This window comes from Streptomyces sp. NPDC046985 (genome assembly GCF_040644415.1).
Classification (GTDB): Bacteria; Actinomycetota; Actinomycetes; order Streptomycetales; family Streptomycetaceae; genus Streptomyces.
Genome location: NZ_JBEYWK010000002.1, coordinates 426,906 through 452,175 on the forward strand (window position 1 = coordinate 426,906; position 25,270 = coordinate 452,175).

Sequence of the window (25,270 nt, forward strand, 5' to 3'; positions counted from 1 at the left end):
CGGTCGGCCCCCGGCAGGCAGGCGCCCGGCCACACGGTGCCCTGCCGGACAGGACCCGGTCACACAGCGCCCAGCCGGTTCAGCCCCCGGTGACCTCGACGGCGGCCAGGTTCTTCTTGCCCCGGCGCAGCACCAGCCAGCGGCCGTGCAGCAGCTCCTCCGCGGCGGGGACGGCGTCCTCGGCGGTGACCTTGACGTTGTTCACGTAGGCGCCGCCCTCCTTGACCGTGCGGCGGGCCGCCGACTTGCTGGGCGCCAGGCCGACCTCGGCGAACAGGTCGACCACCGAGGCGGCCGCGTCGACCGTGACGTGCGGGACCTCGGCCAGGGCCGCGGCCAGAGTCCGCTCGTCCAGCGCGGCCAGGTCGCCCTGGCCGAACAGCGCCCGGGACGCCTCGACCACCGCGTCGGTCTGGCCGGCGCCGTGCACCAGGGTCGTCAGCTCCTCCGCCAGTGCGCGCTGCGCGGCCCTGGCCTGCGGCCGCTGGAGGGTCTGCTCCTCCAGCTCCTCCAGCTCCTCGCGGGACTTGAAGGACAGGATCCGCAGGTAGCGCGAGATGTCCCGGTCGTCCACGTTCAGCCAGAACTGGTAGAACGCGTACGGCGTCGTCATCTCCGGGTCGAGCCAGACGGCGCCGCCCTCGGTCTTGCCGAACTTGGTGCCGTCCGCCTTGGTCATCAGCGGCGTCGCCAGCGCGTGCACGCCCGCGTCCGGCTCCAGGCGGTGGATCAGGTCGAGCCCGGCCGTGAGGTTGCCCCACTGGTCGCTGCCGCCCTGCTGGAGCGTGCAGCCGTGGCGCCGGTAGAGCTGGAGGAAGTCCATGCCCTGGAGGATCTGGTAGCTGAACTCGGTGTAGCTGATGCCCTGGTCGGACTCCAGACGGCGGGCCACCGAGTCCTTGGTGAGCATCTTGTTGACGCGGAAGTGCTTGCCGATGTCGCGCAGGAACTCGATCGCGGAGAGGTTCTGCGTCCAGTCCAGGTTGTTCACCATGACCGCGGCGTTCTCGCCCTCGAAGGACAGGAACGGCTCGATCTGCGCCCGCAGCCGGTCCACCCAGCCCGCCACCGTCTCCGGGGCGTTCAGCGTGCGCTCGGCGGTCGGGCGGGGGTCGCCGATCAGCCCCGTCGCGCCGCCGACCAGCGCCAGCGGCCGGTGGCCGGCCTGCTGGAGGCGGCGCACCGTGAGCACCTGCACCAGGTGTCCGACGTGCAGGGACGGCGCCGTCGGGTCGAAGCCGCAATAGAACGTGACGGGACCGTCCGCGAGCGCCTTGCGCAAAGCGTCCTCGTCAGTGGACAGGGCGAACAGCCCCCGCCACTTCAGCTCGTCGACGATGTCCGTCACGGTTCTCGCGTCTCCTAGATGATCTCGTCTGATCCGACCTGACCGCACCGCCTCCGACGCGGCCCGGTCCGGTCCGCGGTCCCGTCGGCGCCGCCGGCGGTTCCGGGCCAGTCGGGTGACAGCCGCCTACGAGGTTATACGCCCTGGCTGACAGAGCTCATATTGAAATCCGGGACCCGCAGCGGGGGCATCGCGGCCCGGGTGAACCAGTCGCTCCACTCCCTGGGCAGCGTCCTCTCGGTCCGTCCGGCCTCGGCGGCCCGGCCCAGCAGGCCCACGGGCGACTCGTTGAACCGGAAGTTGTTGACCTCGCCCGTCACCTCGCCGTTCTCCACCAGGTACACCCCGTCCCGGGTCAGCCCGGTCAGCAGCAGCGTCGCCGGGTCCACCTCGCGGATGTACCACAGGCAGGTCAGCAGCAGCCCGCGTTCGGTGGCGGACACCATGTCGGCCAGCGACCGGTCGCCGCCGCCGTCCAGGACGAGGTTCCCCGCCGAGGGGGCGAGCGGCAGCCCGGTCAGGGCCGCGGTGTGCCGGGTGGTCTGAAGACGGCGCAGCTCGCCGCCGCCGATCCACTCCGTGGCCCGCACCGGCAGCCCGTTGTCGAACACCGACTCGTCGCCGCCGGAGGAGTGCGCGACCACGAACGGGGCGCACTCCAGGCCCGGCTCGTCCGGGTCGCTGCGCAGGGTCAGCGGCAGCCCGCTCAGCCGTTCGCCGACGCGCGTGCCGCCGCCCGGCCGGGAGAAGACCGTCCGCCCCTCGGCCGCGTCCCGCGCCGAGGCGTTCCACGTCTGGTAGATCAGCAGGTCCGCGACCGCGGAGGGCGGCAGCAGCGTCTCGTACCGGCCCGCGGGCAGCTCCACCCGCCGCCGCGCCCAGCCGAGCCGCACGGCCAGCTCCTCGTCCAGGGCCGCCGGGTCGACGTCCTTGAAGTCCCGGGTCGCCCGCCCCGCCCACGCCGAGCGGGCGCGGTCGGCGGACTTGGCGTTCAGCTCCAGCGTGCCGTCCGGCTGGTCGTGGCGCAGCCGCAGACCCGTCGACGTGCCGACATAGGTCGACACCATCTCGTGGTGGGCGAAGCCATACAGTTCGCGCCCGCCCGCTCGGGCGCGGGCGAACGACTCGCCGAGGGCCGGGGCGAAGTCCGCGAACACCGCCGAGGAGGTCTCGGCCGGCGCGTCGGCGAAGTCCGGGGACTCCGGCACGCCCGTGACCAGCGGCTGCGCGTCCTCGGCCGGTCCCGCGCCGCGCGCGGCGGCCTCGGCGGCCCGCACCAGCGGCTCCACCTCGTCGGCGGTCACCGCCGAGCGCGACACCACGCCGGACGCGGCGCCCTCGCGGCCGTCCACGGTGGCGATCACCGTCAGGGTCCGCCCGCGCGTGACCCCGTTCGTGGTCAGCGCGTTGCCCGCCCAGCGCAGGTTCGCGGTGGACCGCTCGTCGGCGATCACCACGCAGCCGTCGGCGCGGGACAGTGCGAGGGCGCGCTCGACGATCTCGTGCGGCTTGTTCGTACGCGCGGTCATCGACCCGCCTCCTGCGTGGTGTTGAGGATGTTCACGCCCCGGAAGAGGGCCGACGGGCAGCCGTGCGAGACCGCCGCGATCTGGCCCGGCTGGGCCTTGCCGCAGTTGAACGCGCCGCCCAGGACGTACGTCTGCGGGCCGCCGACGGCCGCCATCGAACCCCAGAAGTCGGTCGTGGTCGCCTGGTAGGCGACGTCCCGGAGCTGCCCGGCCAGCCGGCCGTTCTCGATCCGGAAGAACCGCTGCCCGGTGAACTGGAAGTTGTAGCGCTGCATGTCGATGGACCAGGAGCGGTCCCCGACGACGTAGATCCCCCGCTCCACGCCCCCGATGAGATCCTCGGTGGACATCCCGGCCGGGTCCGGGCGCAGCGACACGTTCGCCATGCGCTGCACCGGGACATGGCCGGGGGAGTCCGCGAAGGCGCACCCGTTGGACCGCTCGAAACCGGTCAGCCGGGCGATCCTGCGGTCGAGCTGGTAGCCGACCAGCGTGCCGTCCTTGACCAGGTCCCAGGACTGCGCGGCCACGCCCTCGTCGTCGTAGCCCACGGTGGCCAGGCCGTGCTCGGCGGTACGGTCGCCGGTGACGTTCATCAGCTCCGAGCCGTACTTCAGCGAGCCGAGCCCGTCGAACGTGGCGAACGAGGTGCCCGCGTAGGCGGCCTCGTAGCCCAGCGCCCGGTCCAGCTCGGTGGCGTGCCCGACGGACTCGTGGATGGTCAGCCACAGGTTGGACGGGTCGATCACCAGGTCGTAGACGCCCGCCTCGACGCTGGGCGCCCGCATCTTCTCCGCCAGCAGGCCGGGGATCCGCTCCAGCTCGCCGTCCCAGTCCCAGCCGGTCCCGGTCAGGTACTCCCAGCCGCGCCCGGCCGGCGGCGCGAGGGTGCGCATGGAGTCGAACTCCCCGCTCGACTCGTCCACCGACACGGCGGTGAGCTGCGGGTGCAGCCGCACCCGCTGCTGCGTCGTCACGGTCCCGGCGGTGTCGGCGTAGAACTTGTTCTCGTGCACGGTGAGCAGGGAGGCGTCGACGTGGCTGACGCCGTCGGCCGCCAGCAGCCGCGCGCTCCAGTCCGCGAGCAGCGCCGACTTCTCCTCGTCCGGCACGGAGAACGGGTCGGTCTCGTACGACGACACCCAGGTCTTCTCGTCGTGCACCGGCTCGTCGGCCAGCTCCACCCGCTCGTCGGACCCGGCCGCCGCGATCACCTTCGCGGACAGCTTGGCCATCGCCACGGCCTGCGAGGCCACCCGGGCCGCCGCGTCCATGGTCATGTCCACTCCGGAGGCGAAGCCCCACGTCCCCCCGTGCACGACCCGCACGGCGTACCCGAGGTCGGTGGTGTCCGACGACCCGGCCGGGCGGGCGTCCCGCAGCCGCCAGGAGGCGCTGCGCACCCGCTCGAACCGGAAGTCCGCGTGCGCGGCGCCGAGCGCCCGCGCGCGGGCGAGAGCGGCGTCGGCGAGCGCGCGCAGGGGGAGCGCCTGGAACGATGGATCGATCTCTTGGGGCACGGGCGGAATCCCTTCGGCAGTTGACCACGCAGCGGACGGGCACGAGATCGACACCCGCACCCGCCCGTGAGTATCAGTTCAACGCCCCTTCCGTCACCCGAGTTCCGCGCCGCGACACCGGTGAACGCGGCCCGGACGCCGAGGGAGGCCGGGGGCTGCTCCTCGTCGCGGCCACGGCCGACCGCTCGGGCGTCCAGGAGCGCACCGGTCCGGGTGAAACGGTCTGGGCCGAATGCGCCGCACGACAGTCCCCGGCGGACGAGCGGTCGCGCGGGCAAGCCACCTGTTCTGTAGGAACTCGACAGCGCGCGCGGGGAGCCACTGTCGGTGCCCGATTCTCCGCCGTCGCGGCCGGACCGATAGGTTTTCGGGGAAAGCCGCCTGTTCACCGGCCGTCGCCGAGGCGTCCGGGCGTGCTGTGGAACGCTTGATACCGCTACGAAAGGGTGATCCGTTGAGCCGCTCGGTTCTCGTCACCGGAGGCAACCGGGGCATCGGCCTCGCCATCGCCCGCGCGTTCGCCGACGCCGGCGACCAGGTCGCGATCACGTACAGGTCGGGTGAGCCGCCGGCCGGTTTCCTCGCCGTCAAGTGCGACATCACCGACCTCGAGCAGGTGGAGCAGGCCTACAAGGAGATCGAGGCCGAGCACGGCCCGGTCGAGATCCTGGTCGCCAACGCCGGCGTCACCCGGGACCAGCTCCTGATGCGCATGTCGGAGGAGGACTTCACCGCCGTCCTCGACACCAACCTCACGGGTACCTTCCGTGTCGTCAAGCGCGCAAACCGCGGGATGCTCCGCGCCAAGAAGGGCCGCGTCGTCCTGATCTCCTCGGTCGTCGGCCTGCTCGGCTCGGCGGGGCAGGCGAACTACGCCGCCTCCAAGGCCGGCCTCGTCGGCTTCGCGCGCTCCCTCGCCCGTGAGCTGGGCTCGCGCAACATCACCTTCAACGTCGTCGCCCCGGGCTTCGTCGACACCGACATGACCCGGGCGCTCAACGACGAGCAGCGCGAGGCGATCATGGCGCAGGTGCCGCTCGGCCGGTACGCGCAGGCGGAGGAGGTCGCCGCCGCGGTGCGCTTCCTCGCCTCGGACGACGCCGCGTACATCACTGGAGCCGTCATCCCCGTTGACGGCGGACTGGGAATGGGTCACTGATCACCATGAGTGGAATCCTCGAGGGCAAGCGCGTCCTGATCACCGGTGTGCTGACGGAGGCGTCCATCGCCTTCCACACCGCCAAGCTGGCCCAGGAGCAGGGCGCCGAGGTCATCCTCACCGCGTTCCCGCGGCCCACGCTGACCGAGCGCATCGCCAAGAAGCTCCCCAAGCCCGTCAAGGTCGTCGAACTCGACGTGACCGACGACGAGCACCTGGGACGCCTGGCCGACATCGTCGGCGAGGAGCTGGGCGGCCTCGACGGCGTCGTGCACTCCATCGGCTTCGCCCCGCAGGACGCGCTCGGCGGCAACTTCCTGAACACGCCGTTCGAATCGGTCGCCACCGCCATGCACGTCTCGGCGTACTCCCTGAAGTCGCTGACCATGGCCTGCCTGCCGCTGATGCAGAACGGCGGCTCGGTCGTCGGCCTCACCTTCGACGCGTCCTTCGCCTGGCCGCAGTACGACTGGATGGGCCCGGCCAAGGCCGCCCTGGAGGCCACCAGCCGCTACATCGCCCGCGACCTGGGCAAGCAGAACATCCGGTGCAACCTCGTCTCGGCGGGCCCGCTCGGCTCCATGGCCGCCAAGTCCATCCCGGGCTTCAGCGAGCTGGCCTCCGTGTGGGACACCCGCTCCCCGCTGGAGTGGGATGTGAAGGACCCCGAGCCGGCCGGGCGCGGCGTCGTCGCCCTGCTGAGCGACTGGTTCCCGAAGACCACCGGTGAGATCGTCCACGTGGACGGCGGCCTGCACGCCATCGGCGCCTGAGCGCGGCGGCCGCCCCGCGGCCGCTCTGCGAGGCCCGCGTCCCGCCGCGCCGGGGTGCGGGCCTTTCGCGTGCGCATGGGCGTCGCCCGGCCCGTGTGCGGGCCCCACGTGTGCGGGCTCCACGTGTGCGGGCCCCACACACGTCCGGCGAGAGGGCTTGTAGGGGCGGATGCCATACGACCGTCTCGCTCGGCGCTCGCCCCCCCCGTCGAGCGCGGCCGCCGCCGGGACGGGGGCCGCGCTCGGCCGGGCGGGTCAGTCCCGCGCGGGCGGGCCGAACCCCGACCGGGCCGCACGGCACAGGAACGGGTAGCTCGCGGCCTCGGCGCCGGCCGCCTCCGCGTCGCCCGCCCGGATGGCGTCGACCAGGCGCGTGTGGTCCATGTGCGTGTCCGGGGTCAGCCCCGCGCTGACGTCGGCGCGCAGCCAGTCCCGCAGCACCTCGCCCAGGTCCGCGTGCATCGCGGTCATCACGTCGTTGTGCGAGGCGGCCACCACCGCCAGGTGGAGGGTCGCGTCCGCGGTCACGAACGCCTCCGCGTCCCCGGTCTCCCACGCGTCCTCGCGCCGCGCCAGAAGCGCGTCGAGCTGCTTGAGGTCCTTCTCCGTGCGCCGCTCGGCGGCCAGTCGCGCCGCCGCCGACTCCAGCGTGGAGCGCAGCTCGGCGATGTGCCGCGGGTCCGCCCCGGCGAACCGGCGGTGCATCACGCCCGCCAGCTCGCTGGTCGCCCTGACGTAGGTGCCGGAGCCCTGGCGGATGTCCAGCAGGCCGTTGTGGGCGAGCGCGCGGACCGCCTCGCGGACGGTGTTGCGGGCGACGCCGAGCTGCTCCACCAGCTCGGTCTCCGTCGGGATACGGGCGCCGACCGGCCACTCACCCGACGTGATCTGGTTCCGCAGCGCCGCGATGACCTGCTCGGACAACGCCGACCGGCGGGTTCGACTCAAGGGCATGGCACACCTTCGCACGCGTGACCCGGGAGCCGCCTTCCGGGCCGTAGGCCGTCAATCATCCCATCATTCTATGATGGGTCTCATGGCACGCGAGGAAACCACCCGGACGACGACGCCCCCGATCCAGCAGCGCCCCCCGGTCGCGACCGCCACCCCTGGGGACCGGCAGGAGGCGCGGACGCCCGGCGAGACCGCCCCGCGCGCGTGGGTCACGCGCCTGGTCGTGGTCGGCATCGTGCTGGCCGCCCTGAACCTGCGGCCCGCCATCGCCAGCCTCGGCGCCCTCCTGGAGGAGGTCCGGGACGGGCTGGGGATGAGCGGCGGCGTGGCCGGACTGCTGACCTCGGTGCCCCCGCTGTGCTTCGCGGTCTTCGGCGTCGCGGCGCCCCGGCTGGCCCGCCGCTTCGGCCCCGGCGCGGTGGTGTGCGCGGGCATGGTCGCCATCGCCGCCGGCCTCCTCGTGCGTCCGTACGTCGGGAACACGGCGGGCTTCCTGGCGGCCAGCGCGCTCGCCCTCATGGGCATCGCCGTCAGCAACGTCCTGATGCCGGTGATCGTCAAGCGCTGGTTCCCCGACCGGGTCGGCCCCGTGACCGGCCTGTACTCGATGGCCCTCGCCCTCGGCACCTCCGTCGCCGCCGCGGTGACCGTGCCGCTGACCGACGCGCTCGGCGGCTGGCGGCCGGGCCTGGCCGTGTGGGCGGCGCCGGCGGTCGTGGCCGTCCTGCCGTGGCTGCCGCTGATACGCGAGCGCGGCACGTCCGCCGCGCCCGCCGACCGGGCGCCGGACGGCCCGCGCGGCCCGCGGCCTGCGGAACCGCAGGCGCAGGCGTCGGCGCCCGCGCTGCGGATCACCCGGAGCCGTACCGCGTGGGCGCTGGCCGTCTTCTTCGGGCTCCAGGCCACCGCCGCCTACATCACCATGGGCTGGATGCCGCAGATCTTCCGGGACGCGGGCGTCTCCGCCGGGACCGCCGGGGTGCTGCTCGCCGTCACCATGGCGATGGGCGTGCCGCTGGCGTTCGTCATCCCGCGCGTGGCCAGTCGGCTGCCCCACCAGGGGCCCATCGTGCTCGCGCTCGGCCTGTGCGGCCTCGCCGGATACGCCGGCCTGGCCTTCGCCCCGGCCGCCGGCGCCTGGGCCTGGGCGCTGCTCCTCGGCGTGTCGAACTGCGCGTTCCCGCTGTCGCTGACCATGGTCGGCATGCGGGCCCGCACCAGCGCGGGCGTCGCCCAGCTCTCGGCGTTCGCCCAGAGCACCGGCTACCTGATCTCCATCCCGGGACCGCTGCTGGTCGGTGTGCTGTACCAGAGCAGCGGGGGCTGGGACCTGCCCATCGGGCTCATGGCCTGCCTGATGATCCCGCAGATGGCGGTGGGCTGCCTGGCGGGCCGCGACCGCACCGTGGAGGACGAGGCGGCCCGCTGAGCGCGGTCGGCCGTGTTCGGCCGCGTGCGGGCGGCAGGGGCGGCGGGGGCCGTGTGCGCGACGGCGGTCACGTGGGCGGCGGGGCGCGGCGCGCGGCGGGGAGCCCCCTGGCGTCCGCCGCCCTCGGAGGGTGCGAGACTTGACCCATGCAGCCTGTGCTCGATCCGAACCCGCCGAACGGCCAGAAGAAGATGCTGATCGTCTTCGGCGCGTTCCTCGCCATCTTCGTGGTCATCGCCATCGTCGCGACGATCATCTCGCCCTGATCGCTCCGCGGACCTGAGCGCTCCGTCGGCCTGGGCGTTCCGCTGGCCGGGGCGTCCTGCCGACCTGAGCGTACGGGGGCCCGAGCCTACGGGGACCGGAGCGTACGGGGACCTGGACGTACCCGGGTCGCTCGACCTTCGCCGGGCTCTGGCGTTCTGGGCCTGTGCTCCGTGTTCTGGGGTGCGCTGGGGTGCTCCGGGGTAGGGACATCCCCCCATCCCCTAGGGGGCGAGGGTCAGGGTTCAGTGGGTGGATCACCGGATGGGCGGGAGGCCGCCGGTTCCGTAATTTCGAGGTGTGACCGCGAGCGGCGGTCGCAGGACCTGTCCAGGATCCTCGAAGACCCACGGAGGCGAGCATGTCGGTCCCCGCGCACCCCCGGTCCTGCCCGGCGACCCCGGGCGGCCTCGACTTCCGGCTGCCCTGGTGGGCGCTGACCCTCCCGGCCCTCGCCTTCGCCGCACTGCTCGCGCTGATACTGAACCCGTCGGGCGCCCATACGGCGGCCGGCGACCCCGCGCTCACACAGGTTCTCCAGCACGTCCGGGATCTGGTCGCACGCGCCTGACCACGCCTGACCTCCCCGGAACACCCCTGTCAACTCCCTGCGCCTCGTGGCCTGTTTCGTGCGAAGCTGGGAGCCATGAGCGTCGCAGAACCCCGCAGGATTGTCCTCTTCCGGCATGCGAAGGCCGACTGGCCCCAGGTGACCGATCACGAGCGACCGCTCGCCGAGCGTGGCCGCTCGGACGCGGCGGTCGCCGGCCGCAGACTGGCCGACGCCGGCGTCCCCTTCGACCTCGCCCTGTGCTCGACGGCGGTCCGCACGCGGGAGACCTGGAAGCTCGCCGTCCACGAGCTGCCGCACCGGCCGAAAACCGTCTACGAGGAGCGGATCTACGAGGCGTCGCCCGGCGAGCTGATCGCGCTGCTCAACGAGACGCCGGACGATGTGCACACCCTCGTCCTGATCGGCCACAACCCGGGCGTGCAGGGGCTCGTCGAAGTGCTGTCCGGGGCGGCTGAGGGCGACGTGCGCGAGCGGTTGGACCGCCGCGGCTTCCCGGCCGCCGCGTTCGCCGTCCTGACGTTCGACGGCTCCTGGAAGACCCTGGAGCCGGGCGCGGCCACCCTGAGCGACTACTGGGCGCCGTCGGAGTGACCCCGCCGTCCGAGCGGCGAGACCCTGCGCCCGCCCAGACGCGGGGCCTCGCCGCGGACCCCCCGGCACAGCACCAGTGCTAGGGACGGCGCCTGGCTGGTGGCCCGGTCAGTCCTCCACGTGCGCGTCGGCGGCCTCTACCTCTTCACGGGTGACCCCGAGCAGATACAGCACCGTGTCGAGGAAGGGGACGTTCACCGCGGCGTGCGCGGCCTCGCGGACCATGGGCTTGGCGTTGAAGGCGACTCCGAGACCGGCCGCGTTCAGCATGTCCAGGTCGTTCGCGCCGTCCCCGACGGCCACCGTCTGCGCCAGCGGGACGCCCGCCTCGGCGGCGAACCGGCGCAGCAGCCGCGCCTTGCCCGCCCGGTCGACGATCTCACCGGTGACCCGCCCGGTCAGCTTGCCGTCCTCTATCTCCAACGTGTTGGCCTGGGCGAAGTCCAGCCCGAGCCGTTCCTTCAGGTCGTCGGTGACCTGGGTGAAGCCGCCCGAGACGACGCCGACCTGGTAGCCGAGCCGCTTCAGCGTGCGAATCAGGGTGCGCGCCCCCGGGGTCAGCCGGACCTCGCTGCGTACCTTGTCCACCACCGAGGCGTCCAGACCGGCCAGCAACGCCACGCGCGCGTGCAGCGACTGCTCGAAGTCCAGCTCCCCGCGCATCGCCGCCGCGGTCACCTCGGCGACCTCGTCCTCGCACCCGGCGTGCGCGGCGAACAGCTCGATCACCTCGTCCTGGATGAGCGTGGAGTCCACGTCCATCACGACCAGGCGCTGCGCCCGCCGGTGCAGACCCGCCGAGACGACCGCGATGTCGACGCCCAGTGCGGCGGCCTTCGTCGCCAGCGCGGTGCGCAGCGGCTCCGTCTCCACTCCGGACACCGCGAACTCCACCGCCGTGACCGGGTACTTGGCCAGCCGGAAGATACGGTCGATGTTGCCGCCCGCTGCGGTGATGCGGGCGGCGATCTGGGCGGTGGCCGCCGCGGTGAGCGGCTGGCCGAGCACGGTGACCAGGGAGCGCCCGAGGCCCCGCGGCCGGTTGTCGCCCCGGCCGGAGATGATCTCCGCCTGCATCTTCATCGACTCGGCCCAGCTATGCACCGTGGCCCGCAGGTCGCCCTCCAGGTCGGCGGCCGGCTGGGTGACGAGCGCGCACAGCACCATCCGGCCGCGGGTGACGACCTGCTCGATGTCGACCACGTCGACGGAGAAGGCGGCGAGGGTGTCGAAGAATCCGGCTGTGACGCCCGGCCTGTCCTTCCCGAAGATCTTGACGAGGACGGTGAGGTCATCAGAACTCTGCGAAGCGCTCATGGTGTGCCCACCGTATCCGGCACCCCGCGCGGACCGCCCCTCACGTCCGCCTGACGGACGGCGAATCCCACCCGCGCGCGGGGCCGTGAACGGCGGCGCTCCGGGCGCCGCGGGAGCCACGGCGCCCGCGCCGCCCCGGCGGCTCCGGAGAGGCGACGGCCTTGGGGAGACCGCGGCGGGTGGCCTCGGCGGCTTCGAGGCATCGGGGGAGCACGGTGGCCTCGGGGACCCGGCAACCCTGGGGAGGCGGCGGCCTCACGTGTCCTTGACGGCTTCGGGACCTGGGGGGAGCGCCATCGCTCCGGCGGCCTCAGCGGCCTCGCGGGCCTCGGGGGAGGCGGCACCACCCCGACGACCCTCGGCGGCCTGGCGACATCGGGGCGCCCCGGCGGCCCCGGCGGCCCCGGCGGCCCCGGCGAATCTCGGGAGCCTCCGGACTCCGGGAAGGCGTGCTCGCACGGAAATACCCCCCTCCGCCCAGGTTTCCACCACCGTCAACACACCCTGTAACAGCATGCGTTACGCACTCATGACAAGGCCCGGCTTTCGGTCGTGCTGCGGGGCCTGGAATAGTTCCCCACGATGTTCGCCATCCCTAGACTCCCTGCGACAGGGGCTATTCGGGGGACAACTCAGTGGGGCATGGAGTGCCGGAACTCGTACTGGAAACCAACGGACGGACCTGGACGCTCGATCCGTCCCGGACGTACACCCTGGGGCGCGATCCCCAGGGGGACATCGTGTTCGACGACGCCAGGGTCTCCTGGCGGCACGCGACGGTCAGCTTCGACGGCCGCGGTTGGGTCATCGAGGACCACGGCAGCACCAACGGCACGTATGTGCAGGGCCTCAAGGTCCAGCAGACGGACCTCGGCGCCGGCACGGCGGTCTTCCTCGGCAACGCCGTCGACGGCCCGCGGCTGAACGTCTCGGCAGGCGCGTCGGAGGCGGCCCCGGCGCAGGCCGGGAGCCAGCCCCAGCCTCAGCAGCAGCCGTACGCGGCGCAAGGCGCCAGTCCCGGCTGGGGCCACCAGACGCCGCAGCCCTCCGCCGCCCGGCAGCAGCCCGCCGCCCAGGCGCAGTCCGCGCAGTCCGCGCAGTCCGGCTGGGCGGAGCAGCAGGCCCCGGCCCCGCAGTCCGCGCCGTCGATCCCGCAGCAGGGCCAGGGCCAGGGTCAGGGCCGAGACCAGGGCCAGGGCCCCGGTGAGGGCGCGGGGGCGCCACCGGCGCACGGCGACCGCAGCCCCACCACGTTCCACCAGTTCTCCCTGGGCCGCGTGATGCGCATCGGCCGCGCCCTGGAGAACGACCTGGTGGTCTCCGACCTCCAGGTCTCCCGCCAGCACGCGGAGTTCCACGTCACGCCCGAGGGCTTCGAGATCCGGGATCTCGGCTCGCACAACGGCACCTATGTCAACGGTCAGCCGATCGCCAAGGGCGGTTCGGCGGTGCTCGGCCCGACGGACATCGTCGGCGTCGGCCACTCGACGTTCCGGATCGTCGGCGACCGGCTGGAGGAGTTCGTCGACACCGGCGAGGTGTCCTTCTCCGCCCGCCATCTGACCGTCACGGTCGACGGCGGCAAGCAGATCCTGAAGGACGTCTCCTTCGGCGTGCCGGAGAAGTCGCTGATCGCGGTCATCGGGCCGTCCGGCTCCGGAAAGTCCACCCTGCTCAAGGCGCTCACCGGCTACCGGCCCGCCGACCAGGGCGAAGTCCTCTACGACAACAGGAACCTCTACAAGCAGTTCGCCGAGCTGCGTCAGCGCATCGGACTGGTCCCGCAGGACGACATCCTGCACAAGGAGCTGACGGTCAAGAAGGCCCTGAAGTACGCGGCCAAGCTGCGCTTCCCGGCCGACACCACGGCCGCCGAGCGCGACGCCCGGATCGAGGAGGTGCTGCGCGAGCTGAAGCTGGACGTCCACAAGGACAAGAAGGTCACGTCCCTCTCCGGCGGCCAGCGCAAGCGCGTCTCGGTGGCCCTGGAACTGCTCACCAAGCCGTCGCTGATCTTCCTGGACGAGCCGACCTCCGGCCTCGACCCGGGCATGGACCGCGATGTGATGCAACTGCTGCGCGGTCTCGCCGACGACGGCCGCACGGTGCTGGTCGTCACCCACTCCGTGGCCGAGCTGGCGCTGTGCGACAAGCTGCTCGTGATGGCGCCGGGCGGCGCCGTCGCCTACTTCGGCCCGCCGGAGGAGGCGCTGAACTTCTTCGGCTACACGACCTGGGCCGACGTCTTCTCCGCCTTCGAGAACTACCGCGACTACGACTGGGCGGGCCGCTGGAAGGGCTCGCAGCACTACGAGATGTACGCCGCGGACTTCGACGCCGTCGCGCCGCAGTCCGCGCACATGCCGCCGCCACAGGCGGTCAAGCCGCCCAAGCCGCAGGGCTGGGGCTCGCAGTTGCTGACCCTGGTCCGACGGTATGTGTCGGTGATCGTCTCCGACCGCGGCTTCCTGGCGCTGACGGTGATCCTGCCGGCGGTGCTCGGCGCGGTCAGCCTGCTCATCGACCATGACCGGGGCCTGCTGGTCAACCAGCAGATCAACCCGAGGACGGGACTGCACGTCCCGAACGGCACGGCCACCACGGTGCTGCTGATCCTGGCGGTCGGCGCGTGCTTCGCGGGCGCCGCGAACTCCGTCCGCGAGCTGATCAAGGAACGGGTCATCTACGAACGGGAGCGGGCGACCGGCCTGTCCCGCTCGGCGTACCTGATGTCCAAGGTGGTGGTGCTGGGCCTGGTGACCGTGGCCCAGGGCCTGCTGGTCGGCTTGATCGGCTTCTCCAGCCGCAGGATCCCGGCCAAGGGGCTGATCCTGGGCGGCGCGACGCTGTTCGAGCTGTGCCTGCCGATCATGGCGCTCGGCTTCACGGCGATGATGGTCGGCCTGGTCATCTCCTCGCTGGTGAAGACGGCGGAGAAGACCATGCCGCTGCTGGTGATGTTCGCGATCGTCCAGGTGGTGTTCACCGGCTGCCTGTTCACGCTGCACGGCGCCGTCGGCGTCAACGAGTTCTCGTATTTGATGCCGTCGCGCTGGGCGGTGGCCGCCGCCGGCGCCACGTTGAACTTCAACGACATCGCGCCCAACACGGACGATCCGGGCAGCACCGACCCGCTGTGGAACCACGCGGCCTCGGCCTGGGGCCTGGACATGGCCGCGCTGATCGTCCTGGGCGTCCTCTGCGGCTTCCTGGTGGCGCGCTTCCTGCGCCGCCACGAGCCGGAGGTCATGCGCAAGTGACGTCCCCGCGCCCGACGGCGACGTCCTGCGCGCGGCGCGGACGGTGACGCGGCGGCTGAGCGGAGAGAAGAAGGGCGGTACCCCGTTGCGGGGTACCGCCCTTCCGCGTCCGTCAGAGGTCCGCGCTGGCCTCGAGGGCGATCAGTAGGCGCTGTTCACGTTGTCGATCGTGCCGTACCGGTGCGCCGCGTAGTTGGCGGCGGCGGTGATGTTGGCGACCGGGTCGTAGATGTTCCTCGACGTGCCCGACACGTGGTACGTGTTGAACGTCGGCTGGATGACCTGGAGCAGCCCCTTGGACGGGATGCCGTTGATGGCGTTGATGTCCCAGTTGTTGATGGCCATCGGGTTGCCCGAGGACTCCCGCATGATGTTGCGGTGCAGACCGCTGTAGGAGCCGGGGATGTGGTGCTGCCGCATGATGGCCAGCGACTGGCGGATCCAGCCGTCCAGGTTGTGGCCCACGCTGGTGGTGGCGGCGACCGTCTGCATCTGCGGACGCTGCGCGGACCGGCTCGCGGCCTCCTTGGCGTGGTGGGCGGCCTCGTGCCTTGCGGCGGCCTGCTGCCGGGCCTCTATGGCCTGGATCTTGACGCTGTCGCCGGCGAACTGGTTGGTGACGCTGGCCTTGACGTCCTTCAGGTCCTTGGCGTCCTTGGCGGGCTGCGCGCCGACCTTGACCGGAGCGTGGACGGGCGTGACGGACGAGACGTTCGTGTGACCGTCGCCGGGGACGGCGGCGAAGGCCACCGCGGCGGCGCCGAGCGTGGCGACGCCGGCGACGGCGATCTTGTGGGTCTTCGTCAGGGAACGACTATGGCGAAGGAAGCTGATGTGAGCGGGCATGCTGAATGGACCTCTTCGGGTAGCGCGGAGGTCGCTCTCCGGACTGCGGGAGGGGGTCCTTCCCGTACAAACGCCGCGAGCGGAGAACTCGCGGCGCTGAGCGACGAGAGCAATTCTTAGCGACCGCAAAATCTGCTGGCAATGGTGTGACGTACGAAGGACCATAGTGGATCAGGAACTAACAAAACGGGACAGACCGGTATGTCCGGGCCGTTCGTTACGGGCGAAGTGTCTCCTATGCCCGGTCGTACGTGACGTGCGCCCTATGCGCGTCCTCACATCGCGAAAGCCCCGAACTCACTGGAAGTTGCCCTCGCAACGCTCTGTGTGAGCGTCTCGGCACGGCAGAAGCAGGTGCACGTCGCCGAACTCGCGCCAGAGGCACGCCGCCACGGCAGGAACGCGCCCGGCCCCGCCGCCTCGGGCGCGGTCCCCGGACCCAGCCGGCGCGTCACCATGGGGCGACCGGCGGGGGACGGCGACCCGGGCCTGCGGGCCCGACGGCCTAGGTCCATCGCCCCAGGCGCCTCCGTCGCCAGGGCCGATCCGGGTGTCACACCCCGCCGGTACCGTGAGGACATGAGTCAAGGTCCCCGGTCCGGCCTCGCCGCCGTGAGCGCCGCCCTGCTGGCCATGAGCCGGCACTTGGAGGTGCGCGACGTCCTGAAGACGATCGTCGCCTCGGCCCGGGAGCTGCTCGGCGCGCGGTACGCCGCCCTCGGGGTCCCAGACGACCACGGCGGCTTCGCGCAGTTCGTGGTGGACGGGGTCAGCGACGAGCAGTGGCGCGCCATAGGCCCCCTCCCGCGCCAGCACGGCATCCTCGCCGCGATGCTCCACCAGGCCGAGACCGAGCGTCTGGCGGACGTGCGCGAGGACCCCCGCTTCGGGGGCTGGCCGGCCGCCCACCCCGAGATGTCCGACTTCCTCGGCCTGCCCATCCGCGACGGCGACGAGGTGATCGGCGCCCTGTTCCTGGCCGACAAGCGCTGCCCCGAGTCGCAGGGCGGCTGCGCCTTCACCGAGGAGGACGAGGAACTGCTGTCGATCCTCGCCCAGCACGCCGCCATCGCCCTCGCCAACGCCCGCCTCCACGAGCGCAGCCGCGAACTCACCATCGCCGAGGAGCGCTCCCGCCTCGCCCACGAGCTGCACGACGCCGTCAGCCAGAAGCTGTTCTCGCTGCGCCTGACCGCCCAGGCCGCCGCCGCCCTGATCGACCGCGACCCGGGGCGCGCCAAGGGCGAACTCCAGCAGGCCGCCGCGCTCGCGGCCGAGGCCGCCGACGAACTGCGCGCCGCCGTGGTGGAGCTGCGCCCCGCCGCCCTCGATGAAGACGGACTGGTCGCCACCCTCCGCACCCACACACAGGTCCTCGACCGCGCCCACACCGCGCGCGTCACCTTCACCGCGCACGGCTGCCGCGCCCTGCCCGCCGCCCAGGAGGAGGCCCTGCTCCGGGTCGCCCAGGAGGCCCTGCACAACGCGCTGCGGCACTCCGGCGCCGAGCACGTCGACGTCACCCTGGAGCGCCGGGGCCGCGGCGCCGTCCTGCGCGTCGCGGACGACGGCGCGGGCTTCGACCCGGGGACTGTCCGCCGCGCGGGCCGCCACCTGGGGCTGGTCTCCATGCGCGACCGGGCCTCCGGCGCCGGCGGCACGCTGACCGTGGAATCGGCGCCCGGCAAGGGCACCGTGATCGAGATGGAGGCCCCCGGTGGCTGACGCAATCAAGGTGCTGGTCGTCGACGACCACCAGGTGGTCCGCCGGGGCCTGCGCACCTTCCTGGAAGTCCAGGAGGACATCGAGGTCGTCGGCGAGGCGGCGGACGGCGCCGAAGGGGTCGCCCACGCCGAGGAACTGCGGCCCGACGTCGTCCTGATGGACGTCAAGATGCCGGTCATGGACGGCGTCGACGCGCTGCGCCGCCTGCGCGAACTCGGCAACCCCGCGCGGGTGCTGATCGTGACCAGCTTCACCGAGCAGCGCACCGTGGTCCCCGCCCTGCGCGCGGGCGCCGCAGGCTACGTGTACAAGGACGTGGACCCCGACGCGCTCGCCGGCGCCATCCGCTCCGTGCACGCTGGGCACATCCTGCTCCAGCCCGAGGTCGCCGGCGCCCTGCTGGCCCAGGACGAGGGCGCCTTCGGCCAGGGCCGCGGGACCTCGCTGACCGAGCGCGAGCGGGAGGTGCTCGGCCTCATAGCCGACGGCCGCTCCAACCGGGAGATCGCCCGCGCCCTGGTGCTGTCAGAGAAGACCGTCAAGACGCACGTGTCCAACATCCTGATGAAGCTCGACCTGGCCGACCGCACCCAGGCCGCGCTGTGGGCCGTACGCCACGGGATGACCGACTGACTCGCCGCCCTGATCCGCTGAGCTGATCCATCCACCGACCGTGCGGCGCCCGGCGTCAGCGACGGCTCCGGACCGCCCGCCCCGCACGCCGGACTCAAGCCCCCCGCCTCGCACGCCGGACCCGAGCCGCCCCGCCCCGCGCGCTGGACCCGAGCCGACCTCCCCGCACGCCGGACCCGAGCCCCCCGCGCGACCGGGCAAGTCCCCGCGCCCCGCACACCTGCTCCGACCAGCGCCCAGGACACCTGGTACGGCCCCCACGCGCCCGGCCCTCAGCGCGTCCCCTTCTCCCGCTCCTCCACCACGGAGTTGTACGCCGCCACCTGCGCCCGCCGGGCCGTCCGCTCCACCGGGCGCAGCGCCTCCTGACGCGCCGCCATCTCCGACGCGCTCACCGCGCCGCCGTGACCGTTCTCATACGCCAGCGAGACCAGCAGGCCCACGCGCTGCGCCAGCTCCAGCACCCGCGCCGCCCGCGCCGGATACCCCGGCGCCAGCACCTCCCGGCCGTGCTCGGCCCGCGCCCGGTACGCGGCGACCGCCGCCTCCGCCACCGGCCCGGACCCGGCGACGTCCAGCCGGGACAGCACCCCCGTCGCCTCCCGCAACGCCTCCGCCAGCTCCCGCTCGGCCTCGCCCAGCGAGGGCACGTCGGCCGGCGGCGCCTCCCGCACGGCGAGCACCCGCCACACCACCTCGGCGTGCACGTCCCCCACGGGGCCGGCCTCGTGCACCTCCGGCACCAGTCCGAACGCGGCGCCGTGGCAGACCACCGCCTCCCCGGCCTCCAGCGCTCGCGCGTTGAAGTCCGGCGGGCCGCTCAGCCCCAGTGGATGCCCCGGCGCGGGCAGCGCCACCCGCAGCGCGCCCGCGCCCAGCGAGCGCAGCCGCCCCAGCGCGAGGGTGAGCCCGACGGGGACGCCCTCGCCGGGCAGCCCCTCCACCCGGTGCACGGCGTCCTCGCCCACGATGGCGAGCACGGCGTCGTCCGGTGAGACGAATCCGGCCAGAAGGGCGTTTCCCCAAGCGGCGAGGCGTCCAGCGCGTGGTTCCGAGAGCATGCCCCCACCCTAGGACCGGACCGATGGAACGCCCCGCCCGGCCGGTGGCGTAGATTCGGTGAGGGCTGCGCCCACCGGCGCGGCGGACCGAGCCACACGCGTACGCGACAGCCGAGACCGGCGGCACACTGCAAGGGGAGACAACGCGCTCATGAGCGATGTTCTGGAGCTTCAGGACGTATCCGTGGTCCGTGAGAGCCGGGCTCTGGTGGACCAGGTCTCCTGGTCGGTCAAAGAAGGCGAGCGCTGGGTCATCCTCGGCCCGAACGGCGCCGGCAAGACCACCCTTCTGAACGTCGCCTCCAGCTACCTCTACCCCAGCACCGGCACCGCCTCCATCCTCGGCGAGACCCTCGGCAAGCCCGGCGCCGACGTCTTCGAGCTGCGCCCGCGCATCGGCGTGGCCGGCATCGCCCTGGCCGAGAAGCTCCCCCAGCGCCAGACCGTCCTCCAGACCGTGCTCACCGCCGCCTACGGCATGACCGCCGGCTGGCAGGAGGAATACGAGGACGTCGACGAGCGGCGCGCCCGCGCCTTCCTCGACCGCCTCGGCATGACCGACTACCTCGACCGCCGCTTCGGCACCCTGTCCGAGGGCGAGCGCAAGCGCACCCTGATCGCCCGCGCCCTGATGACCGACCCCGAGCTGCTGCTCCTGGACGAGCCCGCCGCGGGCCTCGACCTCGGCGGACGCGAGGACCTGGTGCGCCGCCTCGGCCGGCTGGCCCGCGACCCGATCGCGCCCTCCATGATCATGGTCACCCACCACGTCGAGGAGATCGCCCCCGGCTTCACCCACGTCCTGATGATCCGTCAGGGCAAAGTGCTCACCGCGGGACCCCTGGAGCTGGAGCTGACCTCCCGCAACCTCTCCCGCTGCTTCGGCCTCCCGCTCGTCGTCGAGCAGGTCGGCGACCGCTGGACCGCCCAGGGCCTCCCGCTGTCCTGAACCCCGGCCGCACAACGCGCGGCAGCCGCATCGCGGCAGACGCCGGACAGCGGCGGTCAGCGGCAGACGCCGGACAGCGGCGGACCCCGGACCCCGGACCGCGGCTAGACGCCGAACCGAGGGCGCGGACCGCACCGTACGCCTCGCACACCCCGGCCCCCTCCAACGCCCCGGCTCTCCTCCGACGCCCCAGCCGCATCGGGCCGCTGAACGCCGCCGGCCGGACGTCACGCCCCGCGCCGAACTCCCGCACGCGCCCTCTCCCTTCGCGCCCTGTCCGGCCGCCGACCCCGGCCCTACCATGACCACGTGAACGACATCGACGCATGGGTGTGGTGGCTCGTCGGCGCGGCGGCGCTCGGAATCCCGCTCGTGGTGACCGCCATGCCGGAGTTCGGCATGTTCGCGGTCGGCGCCGTCGCGGCAGCGATCGTCGCCGCAGTCGGCTTCGGCGCCGTGCTCCAGGTGATCGCCTTCGTCGCCGTCTCGGTCGCCCTCATCGCCGTGGTCCGGCCCATCGCGGCCCGGCACAGCCGGCAGAGCCCCCGACTGGCCACCGGCATCGACGCGTTGAAGGGCGGGCAGGCCGTCGTGGTCGAACGCGTCGACGGCGGCGGAGGCGGTCGCATCAAGCTCGCCGGGGAGATCTGGTCGGCCCGCGCGCTCGACCCCGGCCACGCCTACGACGTGGGCGCCGAGGTCGACGTCGTGGACATCGAGGGGGCCACCGCACTCGTCATGTGACCTGGGGCGAACACCCCACGGAGCGACCGGCGTTCTGACAGACTCGACCAGCAAGATCTTCAACAGTCATAAGATCGTCCGTAGTCACGAGATCTTCCGTAAGCGCCGAGGCGGAGAAAGGTACGGGGAGCAGCGATGGCACCGGTCATCATCGTTCTGATCGTTCTGGTGGTGTTGGTCTTCATCGCCCTGATCAAGACGATCCAGGTCATCCCACAGGCCAGCGCCGCCATCGTGGAGCGCTTCGGCCGCTACACGCGGACGCTCAACGCGGGACTCAACATCGTCGTCCCGTTCATCGACACCATCCGCAACCGCATCGACCTGCGCGAACAGGTCGTGCCCTTCCCGCCGCAGCCGGTGATCACGCAGGACAACCTGGTCGTCAACATCGATACCGTCATCTACTACCAGGTGACCGACGCCCGAGCCGCCACCTACGAGGTCGCCAGCTACATCCAGGCCATCGAGCAGCTCACCGTCACCACCCTGCGCAACATCATCGGCGGCATGGACCTGGAGCGCACCCTCACCTCCCGCGAGGAGATCAACGCGGCCCTGCGCGGCGTCCTCGACGAGGCCACCGGCAAGTGGGGCATCCGCGTCAACCGCGTCGAACTCAAGGCGATCGAGCCGCCGACCTCCATCCAGGACTCGATGGAGAAGCAGATGCGCGCCGACCGCGACAAGCGCGCGGCGATCCTCACCGCGGAGGGCACCCGCCAGGCCGCCATCCTCACCGCCGAGGGCGAGAAGCAGTCCCAGATCCTGCGCGCGGAGGGCGAGGCCAAGGCCGCCGCCCTGCGCGCGGAAGGCGAGGCCCAAGCCGTCCGCACGGTCTTCGAGGCCATCCACGCCGGCGACCCGGACCAGAAGCTCCTGTCCTACCAGTACCTCCAGATGCTCCCGAAGATCGCCGAGGGCGACGCCAACAAGCTCTGGATCGTCCCCAGCGAGATCGGCGACGCCCTCAAGGGCCTGTCCGGCGCCGTGGGCAACCTCGGCGCGTTCGGCGGCGGCTCGAACCGCGGCGGCGCGCCGGCCGACGCGGAGCGCCGCGAGAAGCCGCCCATCGACTGAGCCGTCGGCTGAGTCCACCGACTGACCACCGTGCCGAGCCTCCGTCGCCGTAGGGGCTCGGCACGCGTCAGGCCGCCGAGTCCGCCAGCCACGTCGGCAGCGCCTCGAAGTCGTCCTGCCCGAGAGCCAGCAGCATCGCGTCCGCGGGCGTCGGCTCGAACGGCTGCCGCAGCAGCGGCATCCCCGCCTGCTCCGGCGTCCGGTCCGCCTTGCGGTGGTTGTCCTCCGCGCACGACGCCACAGTGTTCAGCCAGGTGTCCTGCCCGCCCCGCGACCGCGGTACCACATGGTCCACGGTCGTGGCCCGGCGCCCGCAGTACGCGCACCGGTGCCGGTCCCGCACCAGCACACCCCGTCTCGACCACGGCGCCTGTCTTCGGAACGGCACTCTCACGTATCTGCACAGGCGGATCACCCGGGGCGCCGGTATGTCCACCTCGGCTCCCCGCATCCGCAGCTCGGGGTGGGCCTGCTCCACGACCGCCTTGGCCTGGAGCACCAGGACGACGGCCCGGTTGAGCGTGACCGTCGACAGCGGCTCGAAACTCGCGTTCAGCACCAGCGTGTCCCGCATCGGGCCCACCTCCCGTGTGCACCGGCCCACCGCCCGGCGGGCTCGGATCAACTCTGTACGGGCACGCCGGGATGGACAACGCAATAAAAATGCCCGCCCCCGATCACTTCCAAGTCCGGGGGCGGGCAAACGTTCGGTGAACGCGGACTTCGCAGGCGAACGCGGACTTCGTGACCGAAAGGCCGCGACGGCCAGGTCAGTTTCCGGCGGGAATCTCGCACTCGCCGATGAGCTGGGCGCGCGCCAGCGTGTGGAACCGCAGATTGAAGCCCACCACGGCGGGCGAGGCGTCCGCGTCCGGGCCGAGCTTCTCCTGGTCGACGGCGTACACGGTGAAGACGTACCGGTGCGGGCCGTCCCCGGGCGGCGGCGCGGCGCCTCCGAAGTCCTTCGTGCCGTAGTCGTTGCGCGCGTGCACCGCGCCCTCGGGCAGCCCCTCGAACCGGCCGCCGCCGGCGCCCGCCGGCAGCTCCGTCACCGAGGCCGGGACGTCGAACAGCACCCAGTGCCAGAACCCGCTGCCCGTCGGCGCGTCCGGGTCGTAGCAGGTCACCGCGAAGCTCTTGGTCTCCGCCGGGAACCCCTCCCAGCGCAACTGCGGCGACTCGTTCCCGGCCGAATGAACCTGCGCGTCCTTGAGTTCCGCCCCCTCGCGCACGTCGTCGCTCGTCACCGTGAAAGACGGCACGGGCGGATGGAAGTCGTGGGGGAGCGGTCGCCTCTTCAGCTCGGACACCTGGGCACCTTCCTGATCGTTCCTGTCGTCGGCGCCGACCCTAGGTCCGTCGCCTAGAACCAGCTCCGCCGGCTGCCGACCTCGGCGATCCACTGGTGCAGATACGCCGACCAGTCGGTCTCCTGGTATCCGTGCAGCCCCACCTGAAACGACCGAAAGGTGTCACTGCCCTCGCTGAACAGGCCCGGCTTCTTGTCCATCTCCAGCACCACGTCCATCGCGTGCTCGTCCGCGACGAAACTCAGCTCGACCTGGTTCAGGCCCCGATACTGCGACGGCGGGCAGAACTCGATCTCCTGGTAGAAGGGGAGCCGCTGCCGGGTGCCGCGGATCTGCCCGCGCTCCATGTCCGCGCTCTTGAACCGGAAGCCCAACGAGACGAACGCGTCCAGGATCGCCTGCTGGGCCGGCAGCGGGTGCACGTTGACCGGGTCGAGGTCGCCGGAGTCCACGGCCCGCGCGATGGCCAGCTCGGTGCTCACCCCGATGTGCATGCCCCGCAGCGCCTGCCCGTCGATCATCGTCACCGGCGTCTCCCACGGGATCTCCAGGCCGAACGGCACCGCGTGCACCGCGCCCGCCCGCAGCCCGAAGGCGCCGCCGAGCCGCACCCTGGTGAACTCGACGTCCTGCTTGTACTCCTGGTCGCCGCTCTCCACCTCGACCTTCGCCTGAAGACCGACCGACAGCCCCTCGACGTCCTGGTCCACCGACCCGCCCTGGATCCGGACCTCGCCCTGGACGACCCCGCCAGGCACCACGTTCACCTCGCCCAGCACCGTCTCCACCGACGCTCCACCGGCCCCGAGGCTCGCGAGCAGCTTCTTGAACGCCATGACTCTCCCTCTTACGCGTGGACGCCTGGTCCCTACCTACGCGATCCGGCCGCGACCGGTTCCCCGCCCCCGCCCTGGCAACGGCCGACGACCTTGACCACCCCCGGTCGCCCACCCGACCGGACTACGCTCGGACGCCATGGCCATGATCGCGCTCTCGGACGCTACGCCCCTGCCCCGGACCTTCTTCGACCGCCCGGTCCTGGAGGTCGCCCCCGACCTCCTGGGCCGCACCCTGCTCCGCACGACCCCGGAGGGACAGATCGCAGTGCGCCTGACCGAGGTCGAGGCCTACGACGGCCCCGCCGACCCCGGCTCCCACGCCTACCGCGGCCGCACCGCCCGCAACAGCGTGATGTTCGGTCCCCCCGGACACGTGTACGTCTACTTCACCTACGGCATGTGGCACTGCATGAACCTGGTGTGCGGGCCGGAGGGGCGGGCGAGCGCGGTGTTGCTGCGGGCCGGGGAGATCGTCGAGGGCGCCGAGCTGGCGCGCACCCGTCGGCTCTCGGCCCGGGGTGACAAGGAACTGGCCAAAGGACCGGCCCGGCTCGCCACCGCCCTGAACGTCGACCGTTCACTCGACGGCGCCGACGTCTGCGCCTCCGGCGATATCCCGATGCGCATGCTGAACGGCGCCCCGACCCCCGCCGACCAGGTACGCAACGGCCCGCGCACCGGTGTCGCGGGGGAGGGCGGCGACGGCGACGTCCACCCGTGGCGGTTCTGGATCGCCGACGACCCCACGGTGAGCCCCTACCGGTCGCACACGCCGAGGCGGCGCCGGGGTTGACACCGCCCAGCGGCATGCGTAATGTCTTCCGAGCCGCTGAACCGGGTACGGTGATCACCTGCAGCCGGGGCGGCCACTCCACTACTCAGCAGAATCCCTTCGCGAGGGTGTTCGACGCGTGCTCGCACGCTCGAATGCGCACCTGCGGAAGCCCGATTAGGAATCGGGACGGGAATCCGCTAACGTAGTGAATGTCGAAAGGCCGACAGGGCAAAAGCCCGAAAGCCCGAGACAAAACCCGAGGAAATCGGATCGGAAACGGTCTGATAGAGTCGGAGACACCGAAGGGAAGCGCCCGGAGGAAAGCCCGAGAGGGTGAGTACGAAGGAAGCGTCCGTTCCTTGAGAACTCAACAGCGTGCCAAAAGTCAACGCCAGATATGTTGATACCCCGTCTCCGGTCGTCATGACCGGGACGAGGTTCCTTTGAAGTAAACACAGCGAGGACGCTGTGGACCGGGGGGACTATTCCTCTCTCCGGTTCCGCTCTCGTGTGTGCGCACCGGATCACCGGTAAACATTCACGGAGAGTTTGATCCTGGCTCAGGACGAACGCTGGCGGCGTGCTTAAC

23 protein-coding genes are annotated in these 25,270 nt (G+C 72.1%); 13 read left to right on the top strand and 10 right to left on the bottom strand.

What is annotated here, in order from left to right; genetic code table 11:
* Positions 1–79: 79 nt before the first annotated feature.
* The 3 genes from tyrS to ABZ861_RS04500 form a co-directional block, all read right to left on the bottom strand.
* Positions 80–1,348: a tyrosine--tRNA ligase gene (tyrS, locus tag ABZ861_RS04490; RefSeq protein ID WP_361623499.1), complete on the bottom strand. Its 1,269-nt coding sequence runs from the start codon at positions 1,346–1,348 to the stop codon at positions 80–82.
* A gap of 134 nt (positions 1,349–1,482) precedes the next feature.
* Positions 1,483–2,877, bottom strand: a complete 1,395-nt coding sequence (locus ABZ861_RS04495; protein WP_361623502.1) for a metallopeptidase TldD-related protein — start codon at positions 2,875–2,877, stop codon at positions 1,483–1,485.
* Positions 2,874–4,397, bottom strand: coding sequence for a TldD/PmbA family protein (locus ABZ861_RS04500; RefSeq protein WP_361623505.1), 1,524 nt, complete (start codon positions 4,395–4,397; stop codon positions 2,874–2,876). The genes ABZ861_RS04495 and ABZ861_RS04500 overlap by 4 nt, the downstream gene beginning before the upstream one ends.
* Before the next feature lie 454 nt (positions 4,398–4,851).
* On the opposite strand from ABZ861_RS04500, the gene fabG reads away from it, so the two are divergent.
* A complete protein-coding gene (gene fabG, locus ABZ861_RS04505) occupies positions 4,852–5,556 on the top strand; it encodes a 3-oxoacyl-[acyl-carrier-protein] reductase (protein ID WP_361623508.1) in 705 nt (234 codons plus the stop codon).
* 5 nt (positions 5,557–5,561) lie between these two features.
* Positions 5,562–6,329: an enoyl-ACP reductase FabI gene (gene fabI / locus ABZ861_RS04510; RefSeq protein ID WP_361623511.1), complete on the top strand. Its 768-nt coding sequence runs from the start codon at positions 5,562–5,564 to the stop codon at positions 6,327–6,329.
* A 255-nt stretch (positions 6,330–6,584) separates the two neighbouring features.
* On the opposite strand, the gene ABZ861_RS04515 is transcribed toward fabI, so the two are convergent.
* Positions 6,585–7,283 (bottom strand): FCD domain-containing protein, encoded by a 699-nt coding sequence (locus ABZ861_RS04515; protein WP_361623514.1) that lies wholly within the window; start codon positions 7,281–7,283, stop codon positions 6,585–6,587.
* Positions 7,284–7,353: 70 nt separating this feature from the next.
* On the opposite strand from ABZ861_RS04515, the gene ABZ861_RS04520 reads away from it, so the two are divergent.
* The 4 genes from ABZ861_RS04520 (at position 7,354) to ABZ861_RS04535 (ending at position 10,141) form a co-directional block, all read left to right on the top strand.
* Complete coding sequence (locus tag ABZ861_RS04520) at positions 7,354–8,712, top strand: CynX/NimT family MFS transporter (protein WP_361623517.1); 1,359 nt, start codon at positions 7,354–7,356, stop codon at positions 8,710–8,712.
* 146 nt (positions 8,713–8,858) lie between these two features.
* Complete coding sequence (locus ABZ861_RS04525) at positions 8,859–8,978, top strand: SGM_5486 family transporter-associated protein (protein ID WP_361623520.1); 120 nt, start codon at positions 8,859–8,861, stop codon at positions 8,976–8,978.
* A gap of 359 nt (positions 8,979–9,337) precedes the next feature.
* Entirely contained in the window at positions 9,338–9,547 is a 210-nt protein-coding gene (locus ABZ861_RS04530; protein ID WP_361623523.1) for a hypothetical protein, read from the top strand.
* Positions 9,548–9,622: 75 nt separating this feature from the next.
* Positions 9,623–10,141: a histidine phosphatase family protein gene (locus ABZ861_RS04535; protein ID WP_361623526.1), complete on the top strand. Its 519-nt coding sequence runs from the start codon at positions 9,623–9,625 to the stop codon at positions 10,139–10,141.
* Between the two features lie 108 nt (positions 10,142–10,249).
* On the opposite strand, the gene serB is transcribed toward ABZ861_RS04535, so the two are convergent.
* Positions 10,250–11,458 (bottom strand): phosphoserine phosphatase SerB, encoded by a 1,209-nt coding sequence (gene serB / locus ABZ861_RS04540; RefSeq protein ID WP_361623529.1) that lies wholly within the window; start codon positions 11,456–11,458, stop codon positions 10,250–10,252.
* Positions 11,459–12,105: 647 nt separating this feature from the next.
* Here serB and ABZ861_RS04545 point away from each other — a divergent pair.
* Positions 12,106–14,718, top strand: a complete 2,613-nt coding sequence (locus tag ABZ861_RS04545; protein ID WP_361623532.1) for an FHA domain-containing protein — start codon at positions 12,106–12,108, stop codon at positions 14,716–14,718.
* A 141-nt stretch (positions 14,719–14,859) separates the two neighbouring features.
* On the opposite strand, the gene ABZ861_RS04550 is transcribed toward ABZ861_RS04545, so the two are convergent.
* Positions 14,860–15,564, bottom strand: coding sequence for a transglycosylase SLT domain-containing protein (locus tag ABZ861_RS04550; RefSeq protein WP_361623535.1), 705 nt, complete (start codon positions 15,562–15,564; stop codon positions 14,860–14,862).
* A 579-nt stretch (positions 15,565–16,143) separates the two neighbouring features.
* On the opposite strand from ABZ861_RS04550, the gene ABZ861_RS04555 reads away from it, so the two are divergent.
* Together ABZ861_RS04555 and ABZ861_RS04560 are read left to right on the top strand one after the other, a co-directional pair.
* Positions 16,144–17,289 (top strand): GAF domain-containing sensor histidine kinase, encoded by a 1,146-nt coding sequence (locus ABZ861_RS04555; RefSeq protein ID WP_361623538.1) that lies wholly within the window; start codon positions 16,144–16,146, stop codon positions 17,287–17,289.
* Positions 17,282–17,923 carry a response regulator transcription factor gene (locus ABZ861_RS04560; RefSeq protein ID WP_361623541.1) on the top strand — a complete coding sequence of 214 codons (642 nt, stop codon included), beginning with the start codon at positions 17,282–17,284 and terminating at the stop codon, positions 17,921–17,923. The genes ABZ861_RS04555 and ABZ861_RS04560 overlap by 8 nt, the downstream gene beginning before the upstream one ends.
* 272 nt (positions 17,924–18,195) lie before the next feature.
* Here ABZ861_RS04560 and ABZ861_RS04565 read toward each other — a convergent pair whose 3' ends face one another.
* The gene (locus ABZ861_RS04565) at positions 18,196–18,984 is read right to left on the bottom strand and encodes a hypothetical protein (RefSeq protein ID WP_361623544.1); all 789 of its coding nucleotides are present in this window, start codon (positions 18,982–18,984) and stop codon (positions 18,196–18,198) included.
* 151 nt (positions 18,985–19,135) lie between these two features.
* Here ABZ861_RS04565 and ABZ861_RS04570 point away from each other — a divergent pair, with 151 nt between their 5' ends.
* The 3 genes from ABZ861_RS04570 to ABZ861_RS04580 all read left to right on the top strand — a co-directional run bounded on the left by ABZ861_RS04570 (position 19,136) and on the right by ABZ861_RS04580 (position 21,757).
* A complete protein-coding gene (locus tag ABZ861_RS04570) occupies positions 19,136–19,933 on the top strand; it encodes an ABC transporter ATP-binding protein (RefSeq protein WP_361623547.1) in 798 nt (265 codons plus the stop codon).
* Positions 19,934–20,242: 309 nt separating this feature from the next.
* On the top strand, positions 20,243–20,677 hold the full coding sequence (locus ABZ861_RS04575) for an NfeD family protein (RefSeq protein ID WP_361623550.1): 435 nt from the start codon (positions 20,243–20,245) through the stop codon (positions 20,675–20,677).
* Between the two features lie 135 nt (positions 20,678–20,812).
* Positions 20,813–21,757, top strand: coding sequence for an SPFH domain-containing protein (locus ABZ861_RS04580; RefSeq protein ID WP_361623553.1), 945 nt, complete (start codon positions 20,813–20,815; stop codon positions 21,755–21,757).
* Between the two features lie 67 nt (positions 21,758–21,824).
* Here ABZ861_RS04580 and ABZ861_RS04585 read toward each other — a convergent pair whose 3' ends face one another.
* The 3 genes from ABZ861_RS04585 to ABZ861_RS04595 all read right to left on the bottom strand — a co-directional run bounded on the left by ABZ861_RS04585 (position 21,825) and on the right by ABZ861_RS04595 (position 23,903).
* Positions 21,825–22,331, bottom strand: a complete 507-nt coding sequence (locus ABZ861_RS04585) for an HNH endonuclease (protein WP_361623556.1) — start codon at positions 22,329–22,331, stop codon at positions 21,825–21,827.
* Positions 22,332–22,527: 196 nt separating this feature from the next.
* Positions 22,528–23,067: a YbhB/YbcL family Raf kinase inhibitor-like protein gene (locus ABZ861_RS04590; protein ID WP_361623559.1), complete on the bottom strand. Its 540-nt coding sequence runs from the start codon at positions 23,065–23,067 to the stop codon at positions 22,528–22,530.
* Between the two features lie 53 nt (positions 23,068–23,120).
* The gene (locus ABZ861_RS04595; RefSeq protein ID WP_361623562.1) at positions 23,121–23,903 is read right to left on the bottom strand and encodes a sporulation protein; all 783 of its coding nucleotides are present in this window, start codon (positions 23,901–23,903) and stop codon (positions 23,121–23,123) included.
* Positions 23,904–24,048: 145 nt separating this feature from the next.
* Here ABZ861_RS04595 and ABZ861_RS04600 point away from each other — a divergent pair, with 145 nt between their 5' ends.
* The gene (locus ABZ861_RS04600; RefSeq protein WP_361623637.1) at positions 24,049–24,699 is read left to right on the top strand and encodes a DNA-3-methyladenine glycosylase; all 651 of its coding nucleotides are present in this window, start codon (positions 24,049–24,051) and stop codon (positions 24,697–24,699) included.
* Positions 24,700–25,270 lie beyond the last annotated feature (571 nt).